The organism is Microbulbifer mixtoriginis (SeqCode) (genome assembly GCF_052466695.1).
In genome coordinates this window covers 1,621,623-1,641,805 of sequence record NZ_CP174285.1, presented here as the reverse complement: position 1 = coordinate 1,641,805, position 20,183 = coordinate 1,621,623, and the positions used below count along the sequence as shown (strand labels likewise).

The following is a 20,183-nucleotide window of genomic DNA, read 5'->3' as shown; positions in this document are numbered from 1 at the left end:
AGCTCTTCAGAGAATTTATAAGGTGCTCTAACTTAAGTTATTAGGGAGGCCATAGATTCTCAGTGATCACTCTTCAATGATTGAAAACTATTTAATCAATAGAAACATCTTTGGTAAATAAAAAGCATGTAAAACCAGATCTAAATTAAGCCATTCAATGATGTTTAATAGTCTACAATCATCTAGGCACTTTTTAAATGCCCAATAGAAAAACAATTTTTCAGTCAAATCGATTGTATTAATGCTGAGAATAATTTGCTGATGTTGAGAGAATGCCTATGAATTATACTTTTATACAAAAGTTATCTGCAGAATTGATTGGTACTTTCATTCTCGCTGCAGCGGTATTAACCTCACTAACCCCAAGCAACCCTTTTCCCATAGCGACACCTATTGCTGCGGGGCTTGCATTGGGCTTATGCGTATATCTCCTTGGGGGTATTTCTGGCTGTCATATCAACCCAGCAATTTCTTTTTCCATGTTAATTTCCAAGAAGATTAGCTTTAGAGACTTTCTGGGTTATGTAATTGTTCAAGTTTGTGGAGGAGTTTTGGCGTTACTGATGGTAACCATGTATGTGCCATTGGGTCAGGAAGGTTGGCTGGTTTCTCATAAAGCCTCTGTTTTTAGTGGTATTGGTGAAGCATTGGGAACTGCTTTCTTTAGTTTTGGGGTTATGTCTACGACATATAATAAAGATATAAGTAAGGCCACCTCAGGGATTGTTGTGGGTGGCTCACTACTGCTAGGGTTGATTGTATCCCATAACGCTTCATACGGAATTTTAAACCCGGCTGTGGCTTTGGCAACAAAGGCCTGGAGCTGGGATTATTTATTCATGCCCTTTGTTGGTGGAACTGTAGGAGCATTGATTAGTTATTTACTATTTAGGTCCAGTAAACATACTTAGTAGCATTGTAGAATCACCCTTTTTAAGTATAAGTTTGATTTTTACTGTAAATAGATTTCTTCCCTTGGAAGGATTCATAAAATTTCAAATGTGAGTCGTAAGAAAAGGTATCTAGCCTTGTTTTATAATCCTTTATCCAATTAACCAGCATATTTAGATTTGAATCTTGAGCTTCTTTAGAGTCATACTTATGCGGTTCCCATGGCCTAGACTTGGCATTGTGTATACATTGCTCAATGTTAAGATCCATAAATATGATTTCAGTGACTTGGTCAGCCAGAATTTCTAATAAATCTGTATAACACCCCTCTACCACCCAGTTTTCATGTTTCTCAAGAAAGTCAATGACCTTCAATTGAGATTTATCTAGAGGCATTCTTTGAGGGGGAGAGGTTGGCAGCCATGCCAAAGTGTCTAAATCTAAATGTGCAAGTCCTAACTTCTGGGAAAGATGCTTTGCTAGAGTGGATTTTCCTGAGGCTGAACTGCCAAATATTAACACCTTGCTCAATGATGTATCCTATAAAATAGTTGAAGAGAATTAGTTAATAACTCTTCCTATTGATTTTAAGAGCAGAAATAGTAGCAAAGAACGATGTATGTGCCTAGCTTGTCTTGATACTAAGGTTGACCAATATTACTATTTCTGCGCGTTGAATAGATATTTTCTTGTGATGTAAAATAGCCGGTAGTTATATTCTACCCCATAATAACTTTCGCCATATTCAGATGCGGATGCTGTGGATTATACTTAATTCCGTTGTTCGGTGAAAAACCGTAATGCTCTGCCAGCGCTGTTACAAGCACGTAAGTATAGAAGTCGCCTATGGATGTATCGCCACTGAATTTGCCAGCAGCATCTAAGAGTTTCTGCTTGTTTTCTGATAATTCTAGAGCGGTTTTATTAAAATTTTTAAGGTCTCGTATATCGCTATACATCCACGCGACAATAATTGTATTTCCTACTGCTGTAGGTGCAAAAAGACCAATGATATTTGAAGCAATAGCCAGAAAATCACGACGGACAGCTCTATAGTGTTCGCTCCAACTGGTATCCACCGCCCCAAGGTTTTGTTTTAGACTTTTAAGTGCAAGTATAGTGGCCACAATTCCATTGATCTTTGAGGGGATATCATGGATGGATGAGGCTAAAGAAGAAGTTGAAATGCCAAGGTTAATTTTTCTGTCTTTTTTGAGAGAATTATTTTTCTCAATTTTCTTGTCAATATTGTTTGTAAGGTGTGCTGTGGAACAAAGTCTTTGATAATCTACAACCGTTAACAAAAAGCTGTTTTTCATCGAGTCAAGCTGTGAGATTTCACTAGCTGGCACTTTAGAAGTTAAGTATTCCCTGAGAAAGGAGTGAATAGCCAAAATACAACTAACTTCACTGTTAAGGTGATTCCAATATATCTGACCTTCTATAGAACGATCGCGACCAGCAACGTAGTTGTTGCTGATATCTCTCTTGATAATTTTACCCCATACATCATAGCCAGTAGAGCAAAATTTAATCATTTGCTGGATTTTTAAGTCGGTGAAAATATCTGGAGTCATATGCAATCCCTTGATGAAATTAAATGTTCAGTATTTTCTCATTATTATTAGTTCTTCAAGCGTAAGAAAATTACTTAACCAAAAGGTATAGGAATAGCTAGACAGGTTGTGAGTAAAATTTGATATAAACCATATTTTGAAGAGGCTGTATACCAAATGCCTTTACCTATAGCTACCCGTTACAAACCGAGCGAATACTAGCATACTCACTTCCCAAGCAAATTACCTCTTGGCACACTGACTTTAAGGGCTGGATTACTGGCTTGAGATGAAAGAATCTGAAAAGAGCCAGCTATGAACACTTACACCTAATTGGCACCAATGTGCACACTGCAGCGGGACTTCAATATCTGTACTGACGTTTTAGTTAGTCTCTTTATGAGGCAATGATGAAGTGGAATGTACCAGATATGGAAAGTTTGGCACCTTATGAATCTTATCATATGTCGGTCTGATACCCGTGTAGGGTGTGATTTGAACGATGTTTCATTGAGTTGCAGCACTGCAAGCGCAGCATTCTTTTCATAGCGATAGTACAAATAATACGATAAGTCTGAGCCTTTTGGATCTTTCAGGGTACGAAATGCTTTATTGGATTAATATCGGTTTAACCTACAGTTAACGGTTTAGTTAACTTAGTAAATCAAACCCAGAGCTCTGTCGATTGACCAATATGCACTAACTACTCCAACTGGATAAATAATGTACCCTGACTGTGCCAAGATATGTTTATAAAAAAATGAAACGCTCCACCTTGAAAAGGTCCACTTGATCAGGAAAATTGAAGCAATCAAGACTAAAACAAAGAGTATCTGCCCAAGCTCTACACCTATATTAAAGCTAAACAAAGCGATGATTTTCTGACTTTGTGGAAGACCTAATTCTGTTAATGCACTGGCAAACCCGAATCCATGTAACAACCCAAATCCACCAGCTACAATAGCAGGATAACGCCAGGTCAAAGTATTTTTATTATCCCGCTCAATGGCGTATACAATTTCTGCGGCTAGAAACATAATGCTTAATGGGATCAAAACTTCCACAACATCAATTCTAATGGAGAATAGATTTAAACTTGCGAGCCCCAATGTGAGGGAGTGTCCTAATGTAAATCCACTAATAGCGACTAAAATACTCTTAAGGCCTTGGGCAATAAATACTAAACATAATACAAAAAGCAAGTGATCATAGCCCTCTAGTATATGTAGAAATCCAGCTTCGATATACTGTTTAACGCACTCCCAAATGGTTAATTTGTAAGGTAAGTCTATTACTAAGATCTTTGGGCCATTAAAGATGTTGATTGTATCACCCTTAAGTTTTTTATATTGAATTAAGCTTGATAAGGCAGGGTTAGCAATTGGGTATGAGATTTTTAATTTAAGGGTGTTCTCTGCTCCTTTAAAATCATGCAGGTGGGAGGCTTGACATAGATAGCTCTTAACATGACGTCCAGAAAAATCTAATGTAGTTGAGTGCCTTTGGCAAAAATTTCCTGTCAAACTTACTTCAGGCTCAGTACCTGGTTGCATAACTGGCGGTGTTTTCCAGCGAAGGATGTATCTGTTTTCCGAGATCTCTTTTAATTCAATGTAAAGCGGTCTTCCATCATGCGCAAAACTTAGATTATTAAAGATTGTAACTAGTAAAGAAATTATAATGGTTGTAATGGTCTTGTAGAGACTTCTATTTAGCATAGGTTGTGTCCATAGGCACATAAGGTAAGGAGTTGTCCCACTCAACTCTATACTCAGCCAGCAATTCTTTAAATTTCATTTTTTTATTCACTTCCAATTTTTCTCGTCGATAATCCTCTAGAACTAAGGGGTAGGCCTCGCTAAGGCTGGGTAGGCGACTTTTTTTGTGATCGCTAACCAATATCAGGTGTAGACCATAGGGGGACTCAAGCGGGCCAGACCAGGTGTTTAAGGGCAGGCGGAAAACATTCTGCGCCAAAGTATTTCCGAGATGGCTAGCTACTAGTTGAGAAGTTCGTTCTACATAGTTTCGATGGAAAAGAAACCTATCTCCATAGAGGGAAGATTTTTCAAAAGGGATTGATTGTTTTAAAAGTTGATCCAAAGTCTGCTTGGCGGTCTCCTCTAAATTCTCTTTAGAGTAATGCCTCGCATCAAAGAAAACATGGGTGAAAGTAATTGATGCTTCGATGCGATATTTTTCTTGATTAAGTTGAAAGTAATTTTTCAAATCTTCATCAGTAATACTTATCTTACTAGAAAAGCCTCCAGTTACGTAGTCCAGCTTTTGAATAAGTCGTCTTCGTATAATTTGATCATGTTCCTGTAAACCTAGATTGATCGCTTCTCTATAAAGTATTTCTTCCCTAATGTAATCATCAATAAAGTTGAATTTTTCAGTTTGAGTTAGGCTTTGCCAATAACGCCTAGCAAATGTTTGGTTGAATGTTTTTTTCTGAAATTGGAGGTGCTCAATGATCTTGTCTTCGTTTATAAGTAGGGTGTATTCTTGATTGAATCTATTATCTTTGTTTAGAAATTCTGCAACGATGAATAGTATTAATGCGATAATGAAAAAGTGTAGCAGGGGTTCTTTTCTTAGTTCTTCAAACTTCCACTGCATTTAATGTCCTCCATTGATATTTATAGAGAGTTTCTATTCTTCATCAGAATGGATTAACGAAATTAATCATCAGGCTTCTTTAGTTATCGGGTTTATTAAAGATATTAGGGGGTATACCAGATAGGAGAGGTGTAAGCACGCTCCTGGAGAACCGCGGGCCCTTCAGGTGGTATCTGAATACTTCCATCATTAACTTCTTTTGAGGCTACGGCATCGTAGAGTGAATGGCGTGGAGTAGGGATCTGCAATACTCGAACATAGTAAAAAGCGCGTGCATTTACATCAAAATCTGGGTCTTGCCATAAAGTGGATAATTCAATAGAACCAATCTTATTGGTATATTGTCCTGTTTCTCGATTTACTGTATCACCCACAGAATCTAATTTTCCTTGGTTGTTAAGAGTACGTTCCCCAGACCAAGCAACATTGAATATTTTTTCATGGCTTTTTCCTGTCGTATCTAACCAGGATTTAACAACTTGGATTCTATCCAGATTTGCTCCTTTGGGATCTTTAACCGCACGTATGAGCAGCTGAATTGGTTTGTTAGCTTCTTGTGGTTTGGTCAAATCTCCTCCCATAGGTACGCCATGGATGTATCCCAATTCGGCGATATTTTCAGCATCTATGGCGTGCTTAGGGAAGTTCCAGCCGGCAAAGACACGTACCTGTATTCTAGGTCCGGTAGTGGCATAGACTTCACGGCGTTTAAACGCAGCGAAAAGGCTCTCTCTTGTATTTTCTTCTGCCCAAGCGGCAGCGAGTCCAGAAGCAGACATATTCCAGCCAGTAGCCTTGGTCCCGCCAATGACAGTATTGGTGCGCTTGCTAGTTGGTATGGAATCATGGGCAAACTTACCCCAGAAATTGTTCTCCTCTGCAGTAGACATACCAGTATGTGAATCCGTGGACCCTATAAAACCCAACTTATAAGGGTTTACACCAATCTTATCCTGTATCTCAAGGCCAGTACGCAAGGCGGATCTAATGAAGTCACCTTTAGCAATACGGTAAGCCTCTGGATCAGCTTGTAAGTAAAATGGATAATTTTCGAAGTCGGCGAAGGGATCTTGCGGCGAAAGTTTTGAATGGGTTTCTGAATCCCCCTTAATTTGTGTTATTTCGACTAAGGGCTCCCAGCGCATACGTGTGCGCGCATACTGTGCATCAATTGGCTCACCGCGCAGTGTGGTTTCTGCGAACATGTAGCCTTTGGAAACATTGGAGTTATGGGGAATGGCAATAAATTCACTGCCAGTTCGTTGAGAAGTCTCATCTAACCAGTACCATAAATCCTCTGGATATTGGCTCTGGTCAGACCCAAAAGGAAGATACTGCTTAGCCTTTTCTGCACCATCTGGGGACACCACGACCCGGTGTAAATTAGCCCCGGTTGGTGTTGAACTCCATTCCCAGCCTATAAAGCTGGTGAAGGTACCTGGGTTATTGTGACGCTCTGCGGCGTCGATTATATCGTTCCAGGCGCTTGTCCGGGTTTTATTCAAATCTCCAAGCACTGGTTCCGGGGGCTGGTTAGCTGGATCCTGGACAGGATCAAGGTAGGTTTCCGAGTCTAGTGCTTTAGCTGGCAGCAGCTGATTGAAAATATCCATACCCTCATTGATCGATACCTTATAGCGAATATGCTGCTTGGCAAACCAGCGCATCATCGACTGATAAAAGGACATCTCGCTATCGAGCTCATCTGTTTCATTAACCACTGCTCTCATAACACCCAATCCTTCAGCGTGATCCGATACCACTAGAAAATCCAGAGGTGTATCGATACGTACTTTTGCATGGGTATAAGGGTGAATGACCGGTTGCCCCTTTGCCCAGCGGTAAGCGGTATCCGGGGTTGCCGAATAATTTTGGCTTAAGAAGGCATCAAATGAGTATGAGGTATGAAGGTGCATATCTCCCCAAAAAAGCTGAGTCGGCTCATTGGCAATAGCAACATGATGCACAGTGACTACTGCCAGCCCGGTAAGATACACAACTTTTTTTATAAGACTTTTCATGTTTTTAATCGTTATAGTTGTTTAGCTTTTTTAAAGCATAGACTCACTTAACATGCCAAGATTGTTAGGATAATCTTGACAGGCAAGGAAATGAGTCAGTGGATGCTAATCGATTGGCTTATAGGTTTCTTTGCCGATAAGGCCAATCTCTTGACTAATTAGGACATATGTGTAAATGGCTGAGTATGGACACACGACCATTGCAACCTGGGTATTACCCATTATTGAGACCTTGAAACCATATTGTTCTGCCCAAGAAATCCTACGGTTTGCAGAAATTGACCCAAAATGTATTGAGGATGCAAATCAAAGAATACCTCTAGATAATATGAAAAAACTATGGGAATTCGCTGAAGCTATCTCAGGTGATGATTGTATTGGATTGCAAGTTACTAAGTATGTCAAACATACAAATCTTCACGCTCTAAGTTATGCTCACTTGTCGAGTAGCTCAATTAGAGAAAGTTTATTGAGGTCAGCACGATTTTCAGAGGTGGTCACCACCGCAATGAGAATTAATATACATGATGAAAAGAAGCAAGTTATAGTATCTTGGAAAAAAGTCGATGACTTTATTTATGAGCCAAGTATTCATGCTATAGATGCCTTTATGGCATTGCTAATAAAGTCCATTGGGAAGATATGCCCAGATGTCCATCAACACTTAATATCTATTAATCTACAGAGACCGAGACCTTCCGTTCTTAAATACCATCAACGGATGTATCGGTGTCCAATCAATTTTTCGGCTAATACTTGTGAGATTAGATTTAAGCAAGAGTTTGTTGACCGGAAGCTCTCTTCAGGAAACAATGAGTTAGTTAGCATTAATGAACAGGCCTTGATAAGTTATTTAGAGCGATTGCGGAAGAGTGACATAGTCAGCATGACTAATAGAGTGCTTATTGACCTGATGCCCTCAGGAGATTTTTCACAAGAAGCAGTGGCCAGGGAGCTTGCTATTAGTTGTCGTAGCCTACATAGAAAACTCAAAGAAAAAAATTCCGGTTATCAGATCATCCTGGATAAAATACGTAAATATCAAGCGGTTCAATACCTTAAACAACTTGAGCTTCCTATCACTTTAATTGCCTATAAACTAGGTTTTTGTGATACTAGTAGTTTCTCTCGAAGCTTCAAAAAATGGACTGGACAATCACCGCGCGAATTCCGGAATAATTGTAGTGAAAGTGTCTCGATTGAAATTGGTATAGACTGAGTGCGAGTATGATCTTCCAAAGAGACAGCGGCTATATTTGAATTTTTTATATGTGAGACTAATTGAGTCCAGATATTTCTTTGTTTGGTGTCGGTGACCCTGACCTTCTTGAGGCTCCTATAGATAGGCCTTTGCATATTGAGCTATTCAGGCCAACCCATTCTCTACGACCTTTGTTGTGCGAATATAGTGTGAAGATCTATTACCATATGGGCAGCTAGTCGGTTATCTAGAATATTAAGCTCGTATTTCTTGTCGCCTATTACCGTATCCTTGGTAGTTCGATGGTCTTCTTAGTTTTAGTGTTTACGTCCTGGGCGATCCAATATGTAGGATGGTGTAGCACTGACAGGCTCTGTGGAGAATAGATGGAATCATATCATCTACTATTTACTAGGGTAGGGTGGCTAAATTTATGGCCATAAAATTTTAGGCTTATATATGATTTAATACTGTGCTAACAATCAGTAGCATACAGTAACTATGATGAAGTATGCCCCATAGTGTTGTCTCAGCCGTTAGAGGCTAATTGTCAAGGGTCGGTCTTAGTAACGTGCTATTTGTGGATACTTTACGCTGGCTATAGATAGCCTCTATACATCTTAGAATTTGTCTATTTTCTATATATCGAATACTCTCATCACTGTTAAGCCGCTTATAAAAACTTGAGGTGTAATATTCAAATTTCTACACAGGTTCCTGACACTAAAGGCTCCCCGATTATAAGCAGCGAATACAAATCTTTTAGTTTTTGATCTTTCAGGTGCGCTCTCCACTTTTTTAGGAGACTATTATCCTTCTGTAACTTTTTAATCTGTTTTATTAGACGTTTTATTTCTTTATCATCAGTATAAGATTAAGATTTCGTTGTTATCGTTATATTTATTCTACAATTGAGCTTCTCGATCAGCTTGCTTTCTCTGCTCTCCTATCGCCATCTATACATCCTACTGGATGCAGGCCAATGATATTGGTGATAGTAGTCGTTTCTACTTTCAGTTGATTAGTGAAAGCTACTGCTCTAACTTTGAACTCTGTTGAGTATTCAATAATACTTTTTCGCTCAGTATTTTCGGCATTTTCGCCTACCTCAACTAAATGATAGATCTCTACTCAATAAGAGATAGTTTCAAGCATTCTGTGCAGCGTAGTCGAGTGATTTTCAAAGTGCCTGTTATATGTTTTACTCATTAATTACACAGAACCCATTACCAAAAGGGTCTGAACAATACGCAATGGAACCCCATTCACCACTTTCACCGCCTTCATGCTTCCCGCCTAGCTTAAGAACTCGATCAACTATTTCATCTATGTTCTCTGTTAGAAAGTCAATATGGACGGGGGTCCAATGGCGAGAATAATTTCGCTTGGCTGTCTCCGTGGGGGCTGAAATTGATCCCGCTTCTTTCTCTTGCAGATAAATATCACAATTTTCAACAGAAATTACTGACATACTACCTTGGTCTCTTAGTTTTTTACAGCCAAGAGCTTCAATATAAAAATTTTCAGCTTGTTTAAGGTTAGAAACATCAATACTCACAGAAAGCTTTATCATAATATATCCTCAAAAATTAATTTTGGACAAATAACACTAAGAAAAAAGGCATAAAGGCTGTGCGAAAATGGCGGAGCTGCACCACGTTTGAATCCCAGCCCCAAAGGAGCGGCGTGAACATCATTACTTTGCTATGCACCATTATCTCTAAGCTGATTACGAACAACCATCAACGCAAAACCAAGGAGGTTTAATCCTCTCCATTCATTAGGGTTCTGGCATCTGTCATCATCTTCTGCCAGACCTATCCCCCAGATCTTATCTACTGGACTCGCCTCAACAAGAATTTTATCGCCAGTATTCAGAAGAAATTCCTTGAGTTTATCATTATCCTTGAACTTGGCGAAATTCACACGAACAACAATATCAAAGCGTTCTTTGTCCCATATATCTTGATTAAATCCAACTACTTTGCGACCTATCGCCTTTGCTGCACCTGGTTCTTTGACTTCAAGAAGTTCTGCTGCTGCAGAGTTGTCTCCAAACAACCTTGCTTTTTCATACATCATGAAATGCTCTGCCGTAAGAAACTCGTTGCCTTCTGAGCTGAATGGGGAGTCATACCACTGACTGAAACAAGACTTTGATACGCCGTTTTTAGGTTTCCTATGTCCCCAAAAGAAAACGTATTTAACCCCATTTCCATCGTTAAGGTAGTTGATAAGCTCTTCTGTATTCTCGATATTCACGTCTTATCCGATATGTTGTTTTGATGAATAACACTTCAAACACACGTATGGTGAAGCTAGTAATTTTTGGAACAAAAAATCTGATAACTTTACCATGTCCAGGTGCTTTGACTGTTAACTATTTTTGCAAACGTAGTAAAGGTGCCATGTGACTAATATTGGAACTACAAAGTAGATTGGAATTAGATAATTCACACCTATGAAACCAATACTGGCTATAACCAGAGAGATACAACCAACTAAAAGATGTATTCGGTATTTCTGGATAGGATAATTTATATCTCTCCATATAAGCTTCTTAAGTAATTGAATAATACCCCACATTCCAACACTCCCAAGTAAAAGGGATGAAAACAGCAGAAACCCTACTGGCTCTCCTTCAGCCATGCTAGCAATACTATACGGAAGTCCCATACCAATACCTATGAGCCAGAATGTTATTACTGGTCCATAGCCTATTAAAACTTCAACTGAATAAAGTATCAATCTCATAAATTACTTATAGTGGTCTTGCCCACAAAAAGTAGACACTCTAGCATCATATTGCACACCCCTGTCAGAGTGAACTATTAGTCCAGGCTTTATTTGTCGTCGCTCTAGAGCCATTTTCAACGCTCGACGTGTCAATTTACCGGTCATCTGGGAGTCGAATGCCCAACCTACAATACGTCGAGAGTACAGATCCATAACTACCGCGAGGTACAACCACCGCTCCAGAACCCAGATATACGTAATATCACTGGTCCAGCGGCAATTTGGTCGATCCACATCGAAGCAATGCTTAAGTAGGTTGGCAGCGACATTGATATTCCCCTCTACGGGCTGACTATATCGAAAGCCTTTGCCGTTTCTCGCTTTAATATGTTCCTGTTGCATAAGCTTAGCGACATAGTTCCTTGAGCATGGCTCACCTAACTCTCGAAGCTCGCAAGCGATTCTAGGTGCTCCATAACGACCTTTAAATTTAGCAAATGTCTCCCGAATTTTCTCGATTGATCGTATCTTTCTAATCGTGCGAGGAGGTGGCAACTGCCCCCGCCATCGATAATAACCCGATCTTAAGACTTCTAAACACCGACACATCAAGCTAACCGGAAATGACCCTACATGCTATTGTATCAGTGCGTACTTTACACTTAATGGTTCGCAAAGTACGCAGCTGCCTTTTTTAGAAACTCAACCTCCTGACGAGCTTCATGCAGCTCCTTCTTGAGCTTACGAACTTCAGCACTTTCCTATTTGGAATAGTCGACGCCGTCTAAACTATTAAACTGTTTATCAGACAGTCTATTAAATTGACGACGCCAGTTGTAGATCTGCTGTGCGCTGACGTCTAGCTCTCGTGCCACAGAAGCCGTTATTGCTCCAGGCTTTTCCGCTCTCTTAACTGCTTCTCTACGGAACTCCTCCGTATACGCCTGAGTTCTTTTCTTACCCATGATACACCTCCGTGTTAGGCCTAAACCTAACTATACAGGGTGTCTACTAAACGTGGGTAAGTCTTAAGCTTAACGCTGCAATAACCGGCCGGAGGTCCCGCGGAAGCCACAAAGTGGCTGGAGAGAAGTTCATTGCCTTGTTAGATTTTACATTAGCCTCGATCAAAAAGGTCATCAATTTGATTAGCTGAAGAATCAACACTATCTTTTTGCTCAGCATACGCCGCATAATCCCTTTGACTTTCAATACTCGCTTCGCGGTTATAGTCGATTACATGATGAACATCGAAGTTATCACAAACAGCCTGAACTTCTATGTCTTTAAATTCAAATTCTAATGTGGAAAGCTTATCACTCACATAATCTAACAACATAAATTCTGAATAGTCTTCGAAGTTATAAATATCTTCGAACAATCCATTTGATATGATTTCATCTGTAATTTCCGATGAGCACATGTCAATGAAATCCGCTTTGATTTTCTGAATATACTCTTCATGATTTGAATCTACGAGCTTGAGTATTTTAGAAATCACTATCATTTCTTCTTCACCTTTCTCATACTCGAAAATCCAGTATTCCAGTCTCTTGGTGAATTGCGCCGATGATATATTTACCATTCTTTTCGAAATGAGGAAGTGCATAAAGTTGAAATAGTCTATTCCGTATAGACCAACATTGTCATCAACTGCATTTCTTCCTAAGTCTGATAGGTATTCGATATTTCTGTGTTCGACTTCAAAGCCGTTAGAAAGGTAAGATACGACCTTTAGCTTGTAGCTACTCACAATCTTTGCGTCGGTACTTATAGAAAATCGGTGTATTTGACTATTTACTAACTTAGTAAAGTAATCAGCATCAACACCCCCTGATTTGTGAAAACTATAGATATTTTCTACTGCCTCTGCTGCATTCAAACAGGTTAGTAGTGTATCTATATATTCGAAGTCTGACATATAGCTCGCCATCACATAATCAGCGATAGATGGATTGAACAAGCTATGTTTCACACTACCATCATCTAAAACAATTCTGTTTGTCAATGCTCCTGTCATTAGTCTTACTGCAGCTTCGTAGCTTATTGAACCACATGGAATATACTTGTGTGAAACGAGACGGCTATAAACATCTCTCAATTCAGTGTCTCTAATCTCCTTTCCTTGAATAGCAATTGCAATAGTCATGTGCTTGCTAGATTCATTTACTGAATTTTCAAACACATGCCTCCATATATCTTTAGGGTTTGAAAGAGTCTCCTCAATATAACGCCAGTATTTGCTTGGCGGTATTTTAGAGACGCGATGATAATCTGTTATGAATGCAATAAGTCGCGGATTAAAGTTTCTATGCCTAATTATGCGAGAATATCGGCGATCCCTATAGATCTCTTCAATATACTCATTTTCGAGATCTCCAAACCATATATGGTTATATAAGATTTTCGCCTTATCCATTTCCCCCATTGAAGAAATGTTGATCTCGTATTCATTTCTGTCTACATGTCTTACTTCGAAAAAGTCACTCAAACGTTTCCCTTGGTTTAAAATGTTAGACCTTGAAGTAAGAACAAATCGTTTATTTTCACACTTTTCGACTCTCTTAATAAAATTTACGACGTGTGAATCTTGATGCATGTCAAGAGCAAGAATATAGCTTCGACCTAGAAAGTCATCGAAAAAGAAAATCTGCTTAGCATCTTCATTGAAAATATTTTCTGCTTCATTTAGAGAGTTCTCTATATAGCAAAATTCGAACCCATTAGCGGCATAGAAGCTGCATAGCTGATCGGCTAAGGTAGTCTTACCAATTCCGGGCTCGCCAGTTATTATTACAGAATGAAGGTCTTCAAGCTTTTTCAAAGCCCCTTCATGGTTAGATGTAACAACGTATCGATTTGATTCCGCGATAATTTCTTCTAATTTATGCTTACTTCGACCAAATATTCCCGCATTCAATATTGTACTGAGTATATTGGTACTTGTTATCCATAACTTATAATGCCGCCTCTCTACATCAGCATACTTCGACAAAAGGTCGTTCAGGTCCTCATTACCAAAAATATCGGTGTCGAGCCTAATGTAAGGAGAAAACTTATTCTTCAGCTGTATCTTATTTGCTCTCGAAAGCTTTAGGGACGTGACAAATATGTATCTCTCTGGATTTAATTTTTCAACCTTGGCACGCTCTTTTGCTTCAACTGTTCTCAACAATGCCTGAAGCCCAGTATTTAACCAATGCTTACACTGAATTATTACTTCATTGCCACTTGATGCGAAAAATCGCCCATCAACTCCACCATCTCGCCCGCCTTTGAATCTCTCAATACGTTTGGAAAAATGCTGACTTAACAGATCAACTGCCAATGCTTCAAATTCCTTGTCATTCAAGCTGCTGAAGTCATATTCCAACATGAAACATCCTATGGGTAGTATTTAAAAATCTAACAGGTATTCAAAAGCAGCTGCATTATATCCCCACTTATATATCCCAACACCATAAGCCACTGGCCAGGCGAAAAAAACCAGAAAATTCAGCCTTTTAGACATAATTAGTACAAACGTCAGAATGTAGATATAAGAAGCCCCTTATATATCTTGTTATTTCGTGGCTTTTGATCCTACTGGTAATACTTTAGAGGTCAATGAGTTGGCTGGTTGCTCCGGTGGATATGTGCAGCTGCTTTTCATCTTGGATAAATCTAGAGAACAGCGCCGTAGCTACATTGTTTTAAGCATTATTGCCATTTAACAGTGACATTTGTGGATTTGGCTAAATAGGGTGGGGCTGTGAGGTGGGGAGGGGGTGGTAGGTGATTGTGATTTTGAAGTAAAAAGAGCGGGCTTGGCCCGCTCTCTCAGCTCTGAAGGCTTACTGCCCCAAGCTAAACAGCTGTGTATTACCACCAGTGGCAACGGTATTAATGGTTTTGGTTTTCTCGGTGGCAAAGCGGAACAGGTAGTGGGGGCCGCCGGCTTTGAAGCCGGTGCCGGATAGGCCCTGGCCGCCGAAGGGGTTTACACCTACTACTGCGCCGACCATATCGCGGTTTACGTAGCAGTTGCCCACGTTCACACGCTTGAATACCGCGTCGGCGCGGCCTTCGATGCGGGAGTGCAGGCCGAAGGTGAGGCCGTAGCCGGTGGCGTTGATGCGGCGGATCACGTCCTCCAGTTCTTCGGCTTTAAAGCGCACCACGTGCAGGAAGGGGCCGAAGACTTCGCGCTTGAGCAGGGAGAAATCTTCAATTTCTACCACTTGCGGGCCGAAGAAGGTGCCTTGGCCGGGTTTTTTGTTTTCGTCGAAGGCAAATAGCGGTTTTGCTTCTTTGGCCATACGTTCCCGGTGGGTTTCCAGCAAGCCCAGGGCTTTCTCGTCGATCACTGGGCCGATATCGGTTTCCAGTTTACTGGGGTCGCCAAGGGTCAATTCTTCGCAGGCACCTTTGAGCATATTGAGCAGGTTATCTGCAATCACGTCCTGCACACACAAAATACGCAGGGCGGAGCAGCGTTGGCCGGCACTCAGGAAGGCAGATTGAATCACGTCGTCCACTACCTGCTCGGGCAGGGCAGTGGAGTCTACGACCATGACATTCTGGCCGCCGGTTTCGGCGATCAGCGGCACGATCGGGCCCTCTTTAGCGGCCAACTGTTGGTTGATCAGACGCGCAGTTTCGGTGGAGCCGGTAAAGGCTACGCCGCCCAGGCGCGGATCTTCGATCAGCAGTTTACCCACGGCGGCGCCGGTACCGGTTATCAGGTGCAGTACCTTGGGGGGAACGCCGGCGTCGAGCATGATACGCACGGCGTGCGCGGCGATGATGGGGGTTTGCTCGGCGGGCTTGGCCAGTACGGCATTACCGGCGGCGAGGGCGGCAACCACTTGGCCGGTAAAGATGGCCAGGGGGAAGTTCCAGGGGCTAATGGCCACAAATACGCCGCGGCCGCCAAGGAACAGTTGGTTCTTTTCACCGGTAGGGCCGGGCAGCTCGGTGGGCTCAGCAAAGTGTTGGCGCGCGGCATTGGCGTAATAGCGGCAGAAGTCTACCGCTTCGCGCACTTCACTAATGCCGTCGTTGAGAGTTCGGCCCGCTTCCAGGCAGATAATGGCTGCCAGTTCGTTGGTTTTCTTCTCATAGAAGTCGGCGATACGATCGAGAATCTCAGCGCGGCTGTTGCCACCCTGTCGGTCCCAGTCGATCTGCGCTTCGGTGGCGGAGGCGTAGGCCCGCTCAATTAAATGTTTGTCGGTATTGGCGGTATGGCCGATTACTTCGCCGCTGGCTGGGTTGTAAACCGGCTCTTCAGACTTGCCCATTACGCCATCAACAATAGGGCCACCGAGGAAGTGCTTGCCCTGTTGTTTTTGTACTTCTTCCAACAGGGGTTCTACTGCGAGTGGGTCGGTCAGTTCTATGCCGTGTGAATTTTTCCGTGGCAGGGCCTCTGCGCCCATATAAATATTCTCCGGTACAGGAATTTGCGGGTGGCGGAGTGGGTTGCAGGCTTCGCTTAAATCGAGGGTATCCTGCACCAGTGCTTCAATGGGTGTGTCTTCATCCATAAAGCGGTTCACAAAGGAGCTGTTGGCGCCGTTCTCCAACAGGCGACGCACCAGGTAGGGCAGCAGGTCGCGGTGGGCACCCACGGGGGCGTAAACCCGCACGGGTACACGCTTGCCGTGTACGGCTTCGATCTGTGCGTAGAGCAGGTGACCCATGCCGTGCAGGCGTTGGAATTCGAAATTGGTGCGCTCGCCGGCCATTTCCAAAATCAGGCCCACGGTATAGGCGTTGTGGGTGGCGAACTGCGGGTAAATCGCTTCTTCCGCGTCCAGCAGTTTTTTTGCACACACTTGGTAGGACAAGTCGGTGTGGCATTTGCGCGTGTACACCGGGTAATCGCTCAAGCCCATTTGTTGGGCGTGCTTGATTTCGCTATCCCAGTAAGCACCTTTAACGAGGCGCACCATCAGCTTGCGGCCGGTGTCGCGGCCCAGGGCAATCAGCCAGTCGGCCACATGGGGGGCACGCTTCTGGTAGGCCTGCAAAACAAAGCCGAGGCCCTGCCAATCTTTCAGTTCCGGGTCGCGGGCCAGGGCTTCAAAAATATCCAGGGAAATATCTAGGCGCTCGGCCTCTTCCGCATCGATATTCAGGCCCATATCGTATTTGGCGGCGGCCACACACAGGCGTTTAACCTGCGGCAGCAGTTCGCCCATTACACGCTCGCGCTGCAATACGCTGTAGCGGGGGTGCAGGGCGGAGAGTTTGATAGAGATGCCGTTAGCTTCGACGACATCGCGTTTACTGTTGTCTTTGCCGATGGCTTCGATGGCCATCATATAGGCGTCGTAATAGCGCTGGGCGTCGGCCATGGTGCGCGCACCTTCGCCGAGCATGTCGAAGGAGAAGCGGGTGCCGGGCAGGTTTTCCTTGGGGCCGCGCTTCAGGGCTTCTTCGATGGTGCGGCCCAATACATATTGGCCGCCCATAATTTTCATGGCCTGCATCATAGAGGTGCGCACCATGGGTTCGCCGATGCGGCTGATCAGGCGCTTCATCCAGTGAGAGGGGCGCTCGGTAATATCCGGGTCCAGCTCGACCACGCTGCCGGTGAGCATCAGCCCCCAGGTAGATGCGTTCACAAACAGAGAATCTGACTGGCCACGATGGCTGGACCAGTTGCCGGAATGCACTTTCTCGGCAATCAGTTTGTCGGCAGTATCAGCATCGGGAACCCTGAGGAGGGATTCCGCTAAGCACATCAGTGCCACGCCTTCTTTATTGGAAAGGCCGAACTGCTGCAGGAAGGCATCGAGAGTACCGCGCTTGCTGCGCTGCTGGCGCGAGTGGCGCACCAGCTCGCGCGAGGTGTTCAGAATTTTCTTGCGCAGGGCGTCACTGGGGCGGGGGGCGGCCAGGAGCTCGCTAACACATTGGTTTTCGTCGGCGTGCAAATACTCGTGTGCCCGCTCTCGGGCATTCTGGAGATCTCCGGCGAAGTTTGTCGACATATCGTCTCCCAAGCTCTATATCTAGGGTCAGAATAAAAGACCGGATTATGTGCGAAAGTGCTTAGAATTAATCGCCATTTTGGCGACGGTTGTGGTTAAATATCACGCCTAAATGCGTGATTGCCAGTAGGGTATTTTGTAATGTCTCGACAGTTGGAAGATCTGGATCGTATCGATCGCCAAATACTGCGGATTCTTCAACGGCATGGCCGCCTGCCAAACGTAGAGTTGGCGCGCCGTGTGAACCTCAGTCCCACCCCCTGCCTGGAGCGGGTCAAGCGCCTCGAGCGAGAGGGCTTTATCCGTGATTATGTGGCGTTGCTGGACCCTCTCAAGGTTCATGCCGGCTTGGTGGTATACATCCAGGTGACGTTGAATAACACCGCTACCGAGGCCCTGGAGGCCTTTAACCAGCATGTGGCAGGCCTTGAGGAAGTGCAGGAATGTCATATGGTGGCCGGCGGCTTTGATTATCTTGTGAAGATTCGCATTAAGGATATGCTGGGTTACCGCCGTTTTCTCGGTGAGAAGCTGGCCTCGGTACCGGGTGTACGGGAAACCCACACCTATGTGGTGATGGAGGAAGTAAAAACAGATACTGCCGTGGCGGTACCTGATCCAGAGCCTAAAGGTAAAACTACCAGGCGCTAGGCCTGCGTTTGAACGGTCAAGGATGGCCGAAACGCTCACCACTTGGCAGATAATAAACAAACAAGGTTGCCGAGACGGTGGGGGAGAGAGCACTCTTAGGTATCTTTCCGGGATAAGCTCGAACAGGGCTACACACCTAAACACTTCCCAGCACCGCAAACCTTTCTATTGATTGCAGATTTCCCAGGGGAAAATGGCGAATTGACAACCAATGTCTGCCAGGATTTTATTATCCTCAACATTATGAGTGAGCGGTGCCCTGTGCCGCCCATCCAACCGCGATAACGATAAAGTAGGTACTGTATGGATTTTTCACTGAGCGAAGAGCAGCAGATGATTCAGGATGCGGCGCGTCAGTTTGCCGAGAGCGAACTGAAGCCCATCGCCGCAGAGCTCGATAAAACCGGTAACCGCGAGTTGATGCTGGCCAAGCTGAAAGCCTTGGCTGAACTGGGTTTTATGGGGATCAATATCGATCCCAACTACGGTGGCACCGGTGCCGGCACCATAGCTTTCAGCCTGGCGATTACCGAGCTCGCCCGCGGCTGCAGTTCCACGGCTACGACCACTTCTGTTACCAATATGGTGGCCGAGGTCATCCAGGCCGTCGGCAATGAAGAGCATCGACAAAAGTATTTACCCAAGATTTGCAGCGGTGAATATGCCGCGGGTTCTTTTTGCCTGACAGAGCCGGGGTCAGGTTCCGATGCCGCAGCCATGCGCACCCGCGCCGTGAAAGACGGTGACGAATATGTGCTCAGTGGCAGCAAACTGTTTATCAGCAGTGCTGAGTTCGCTGGCATTTTTGTAGTTTGGGCAGTAACCGATCCCGAGGCGGCCAAAGGCAAAGGCATTAGTTGCTTCCTGGTGGAGGCTGGCACACCGGGTCTGATTATCGGTAAGGCCGAGGAGAAGATGGGGCAGAAGGCATCTGTCACCAATGAAGTCTCCTTCGACAATTGCAGAATCCCCGCCGCCAATCTGTTGGGTGCAGAGAACCGCGGTTTCCGCATTGCCGCCGGCGAGTTGGCCGGTGGGCGCATTGGTATCGGCTCACTAGCGCTGGGCATCGGTCTTGAGGCATTGGACTGCGCTCGCAGTTATATGCACGAGCGCGAGCAATTCGGCAAGAAGTTGGCGCAATTCCAGGGTTTGCAGTGGCAACTGGCTGATAAATATACCGAGTTGGAAGGTGCTCGTTTGCTGTTGTTACAAGCCGCATGGCAAAAAGATGCCGGTCAGGCATTCGGCCCTGCGGCCTCTATGGGCAAGCTGTTTGCCAGTGAAAAAGCCAATGAAGCCTGCTACCTGGCCCTACAAATTCACGGTGGGGTGGGTTATACCCGCGAGTATCCGCTGGAGCGTATGAGCCGCGATGTACGCATTACCACTATTTACGAGGGAACCAGCGAAATACAACGCCTGATTATCGCCCGGCATCTACTCGATGTGCGTTGATGGATTTATGTAGCCAGTGACTTGTGGCCCTGGGGAGGTGGACTATTTCCGACTTGCCCAGTGCCCC

At 43.9% G+C, this 20,183-nt stretch carries 15 protein-coding genes and 1 pseudogene; 4 read left to right on the top strand and 12 right to left on the bottom strand.

Annotated elements, in window-relative coordinates; all coding sequences use genetic code 11:
* Nucleotides 1–278: 278 nt before the first annotated feature.
* Nucleotides 279–911: an MIP/aquaporin family protein gene (locus tag ACJJI0_RS07095; RefSeq protein WP_444885299.1), complete on the top strand. Its 633-nt coding sequence runs from the start codon at nucleotides 279–281 to the stop codon at nucleotides 909–911.
* Nucleotides 912–933: 22 nt separating this feature from the next.
* Here the strand turns inward: ACJJI0_RS07095 and ACJJI0_RS07090 are convergent, their stop codons facing one another.
* The 5 genes from ACJJI0_RS07090 to ACJJI0_RS07070 form a co-directional block, all read right to left on the bottom strand.
* Nucleotides 934–1,413 carry an AAA family ATPase gene (locus ACJJI0_RS07090; protein ID WP_444885916.1) on the bottom strand — a complete coding sequence of 160 codons (480 nt, stop codon included), beginning with the start codon at nucleotides 1,411–1,413 and terminating at the stop codon, nucleotides 934–936.
* A 197-nt stretch (nucleotides 1,414–1,610) separates the two neighbouring features.
* The gene (locus ACJJI0_RS07085; protein WP_444885298.1) at nucleotides 1,611–2,468 is read right to left on the bottom strand and encodes a hypothetical protein; all 858 of its coding nucleotides are present in this window, start codon (nucleotides 2,466–2,468) and stop codon (nucleotides 1,611–1,613) included.
* 635 nt (nucleotides 2,469–3,103) lie between these two features.
* A complete protein-coding gene (locus ACJJI0_RS07080) occupies nucleotides 3,104–4,165 on the bottom strand; it encodes a HupE/UreJ family protein (RefSeq protein WP_444885297.1) in 1,062 nt (353 codons plus the stop codon).
* Nucleotides 4,155–5,069 carry a peptidylprolyl isomerase gene (locus ACJJI0_RS07075; RefSeq protein WP_444885296.1) on the bottom strand — a complete coding sequence of 305 codons (915 nt, stop codon included), beginning with the start codon at nucleotides 5,067–5,069 and terminating at the stop codon, nucleotides 4,155–4,157. Before ACJJI0_RS07075 ends, ACJJI0_RS07080 begins: the two co-directional genes overlap by 11 nt.
* Before the next feature lie 104 nt (nucleotides 5,070–5,173).
* Entirely contained in the window at nucleotides 5,174–7,090 is a 1,917-nt protein-coding gene (locus tag ACJJI0_RS07070) for a DUF3604 domain-containing protein (protein WP_444885295.1), read from the bottom strand.
* A gap of 175 nt (nucleotides 7,091–7,265) precedes the next feature.
* Here ACJJI0_RS07070 and ACJJI0_RS07065 point away from each other — a divergent pair, with 175 nt between their 5' ends.
* Nucleotides 7,266–8,309, top strand: coding sequence for an AraC family transcriptional regulator (locus tag ACJJI0_RS07065; protein WP_444885294.1), 1,044 nt, complete (start codon nucleotides 7,266–7,268; stop codon nucleotides 8,307–8,309).
* Between the two features lie 1,183 nt (nucleotides 8,310–9,492).
* Here ACJJI0_RS07065 and ACJJI0_RS07060 read toward each other — a convergent pair.
* The 7 genes and pseudogenes from ACJJI0_RS07060 to putA form a co-directional block, all read right to left on the bottom strand.
* Nucleotides 9,493–9,864, bottom strand: a complete 372-nt coding sequence (locus ACJJI0_RS07060) for a VOC family protein (protein ID WP_444885293.1) — start codon at nucleotides 9,862–9,864, stop codon at nucleotides 9,493–9,495.
* A 131-nt stretch (nucleotides 9,865–9,995) separates the two neighbouring features.
* The gene (gene ybiA / locus ACJJI0_RS07055; protein WP_444885292.1) at nucleotides 9,996–10,553 is read right to left on the bottom strand and encodes a riboflavin biosynthesis intermediates N-glycosidase; all 558 of its coding nucleotides are present in this window, start codon (nucleotides 10,551–10,553) and stop codon (nucleotides 9,996–9,998) included.
* 114 nt (nucleotides 10,554–10,667) lie between these two features.
* Nucleotides 10,668–11,045 carry a hypothetical protein gene (locus ACJJI0_RS07050; RefSeq protein ID WP_444885291.1) on the bottom strand — a complete coding sequence of 126 codons (378 nt, stop codon included), beginning with the start codon at nucleotides 11,043–11,045 and terminating at the stop codon, nucleotides 10,668–10,670.
* A gap of 3 nt (nucleotides 11,046–11,048) precedes the next feature.
* Nucleotides 11,049–11,645 (bottom strand): annotated as a pseudogene (locus tag ACJJI0_RS07045) (IS3 family transposase); the annotation flags it as partial.
* Nucleotides 11,646–11,788: 143 nt separating this feature from the next.
* Entirely contained in the window at nucleotides 11,789–11,992 is a 204-nt protein-coding gene (locus ACJJI0_RS07040; RefSeq protein ID WP_444885290.1) for a transposase, read from the bottom strand.
* 152 nt (nucleotides 11,993–12,144) lie between these two features.
* Nucleotides 12,145–14,403, bottom strand: coding sequence for an nSTAND3 domain-containing NTPase (locus ACJJI0_RS07035; protein WP_444885289.1), 2,259 nt, complete (start codon nucleotides 14,401–14,403; stop codon nucleotides 12,145–12,147).
* Nucleotides 14,404–14,860: 457 nt separating this feature from the next.
* Nucleotides 14,861–18,007, bottom strand: coding sequence for a bifunctional proline dehydrogenase/L-glutamate gamma-semialdehyde dehydrogenase PutA (gene putA / locus ACJJI0_RS07030; RefSeq protein WP_444885288.1), 3,147 nt, complete (start codon nucleotides 18,005–18,007; stop codon nucleotides 14,861–14,863).
* A gap of 141 nt (nucleotides 18,008–18,148) precedes the next feature.
* On the opposite strand from putA, the gene ACJJI0_RS07025 reads away from it, so the two are divergent.
* Nucleotides 18,149–18,658: an Lrp/AsnC ligand binding domain-containing protein gene (locus ACJJI0_RS07025; protein WP_252085528.1), complete on the top strand. Its 510-nt coding sequence runs from the start codon at nucleotides 18,149–18,151 to the stop codon at nucleotides 18,656–18,658.
* A gap of 303 nt (nucleotides 18,659–18,961) precedes the next feature.
* Nucleotides 18,962–20,116 carry an acyl-CoA dehydrogenase family protein gene (locus tag ACJJI0_RS07020; RefSeq protein ID WP_444885287.1) on the top strand — a complete coding sequence of 385 codons (1,155 nt, stop codon included), beginning with the start codon at nucleotides 18,962–18,964 and terminating at the stop codon, nucleotides 20,114–20,116.
* Nucleotides 20,117–20,183 lie beyond the last annotated feature (67 nt).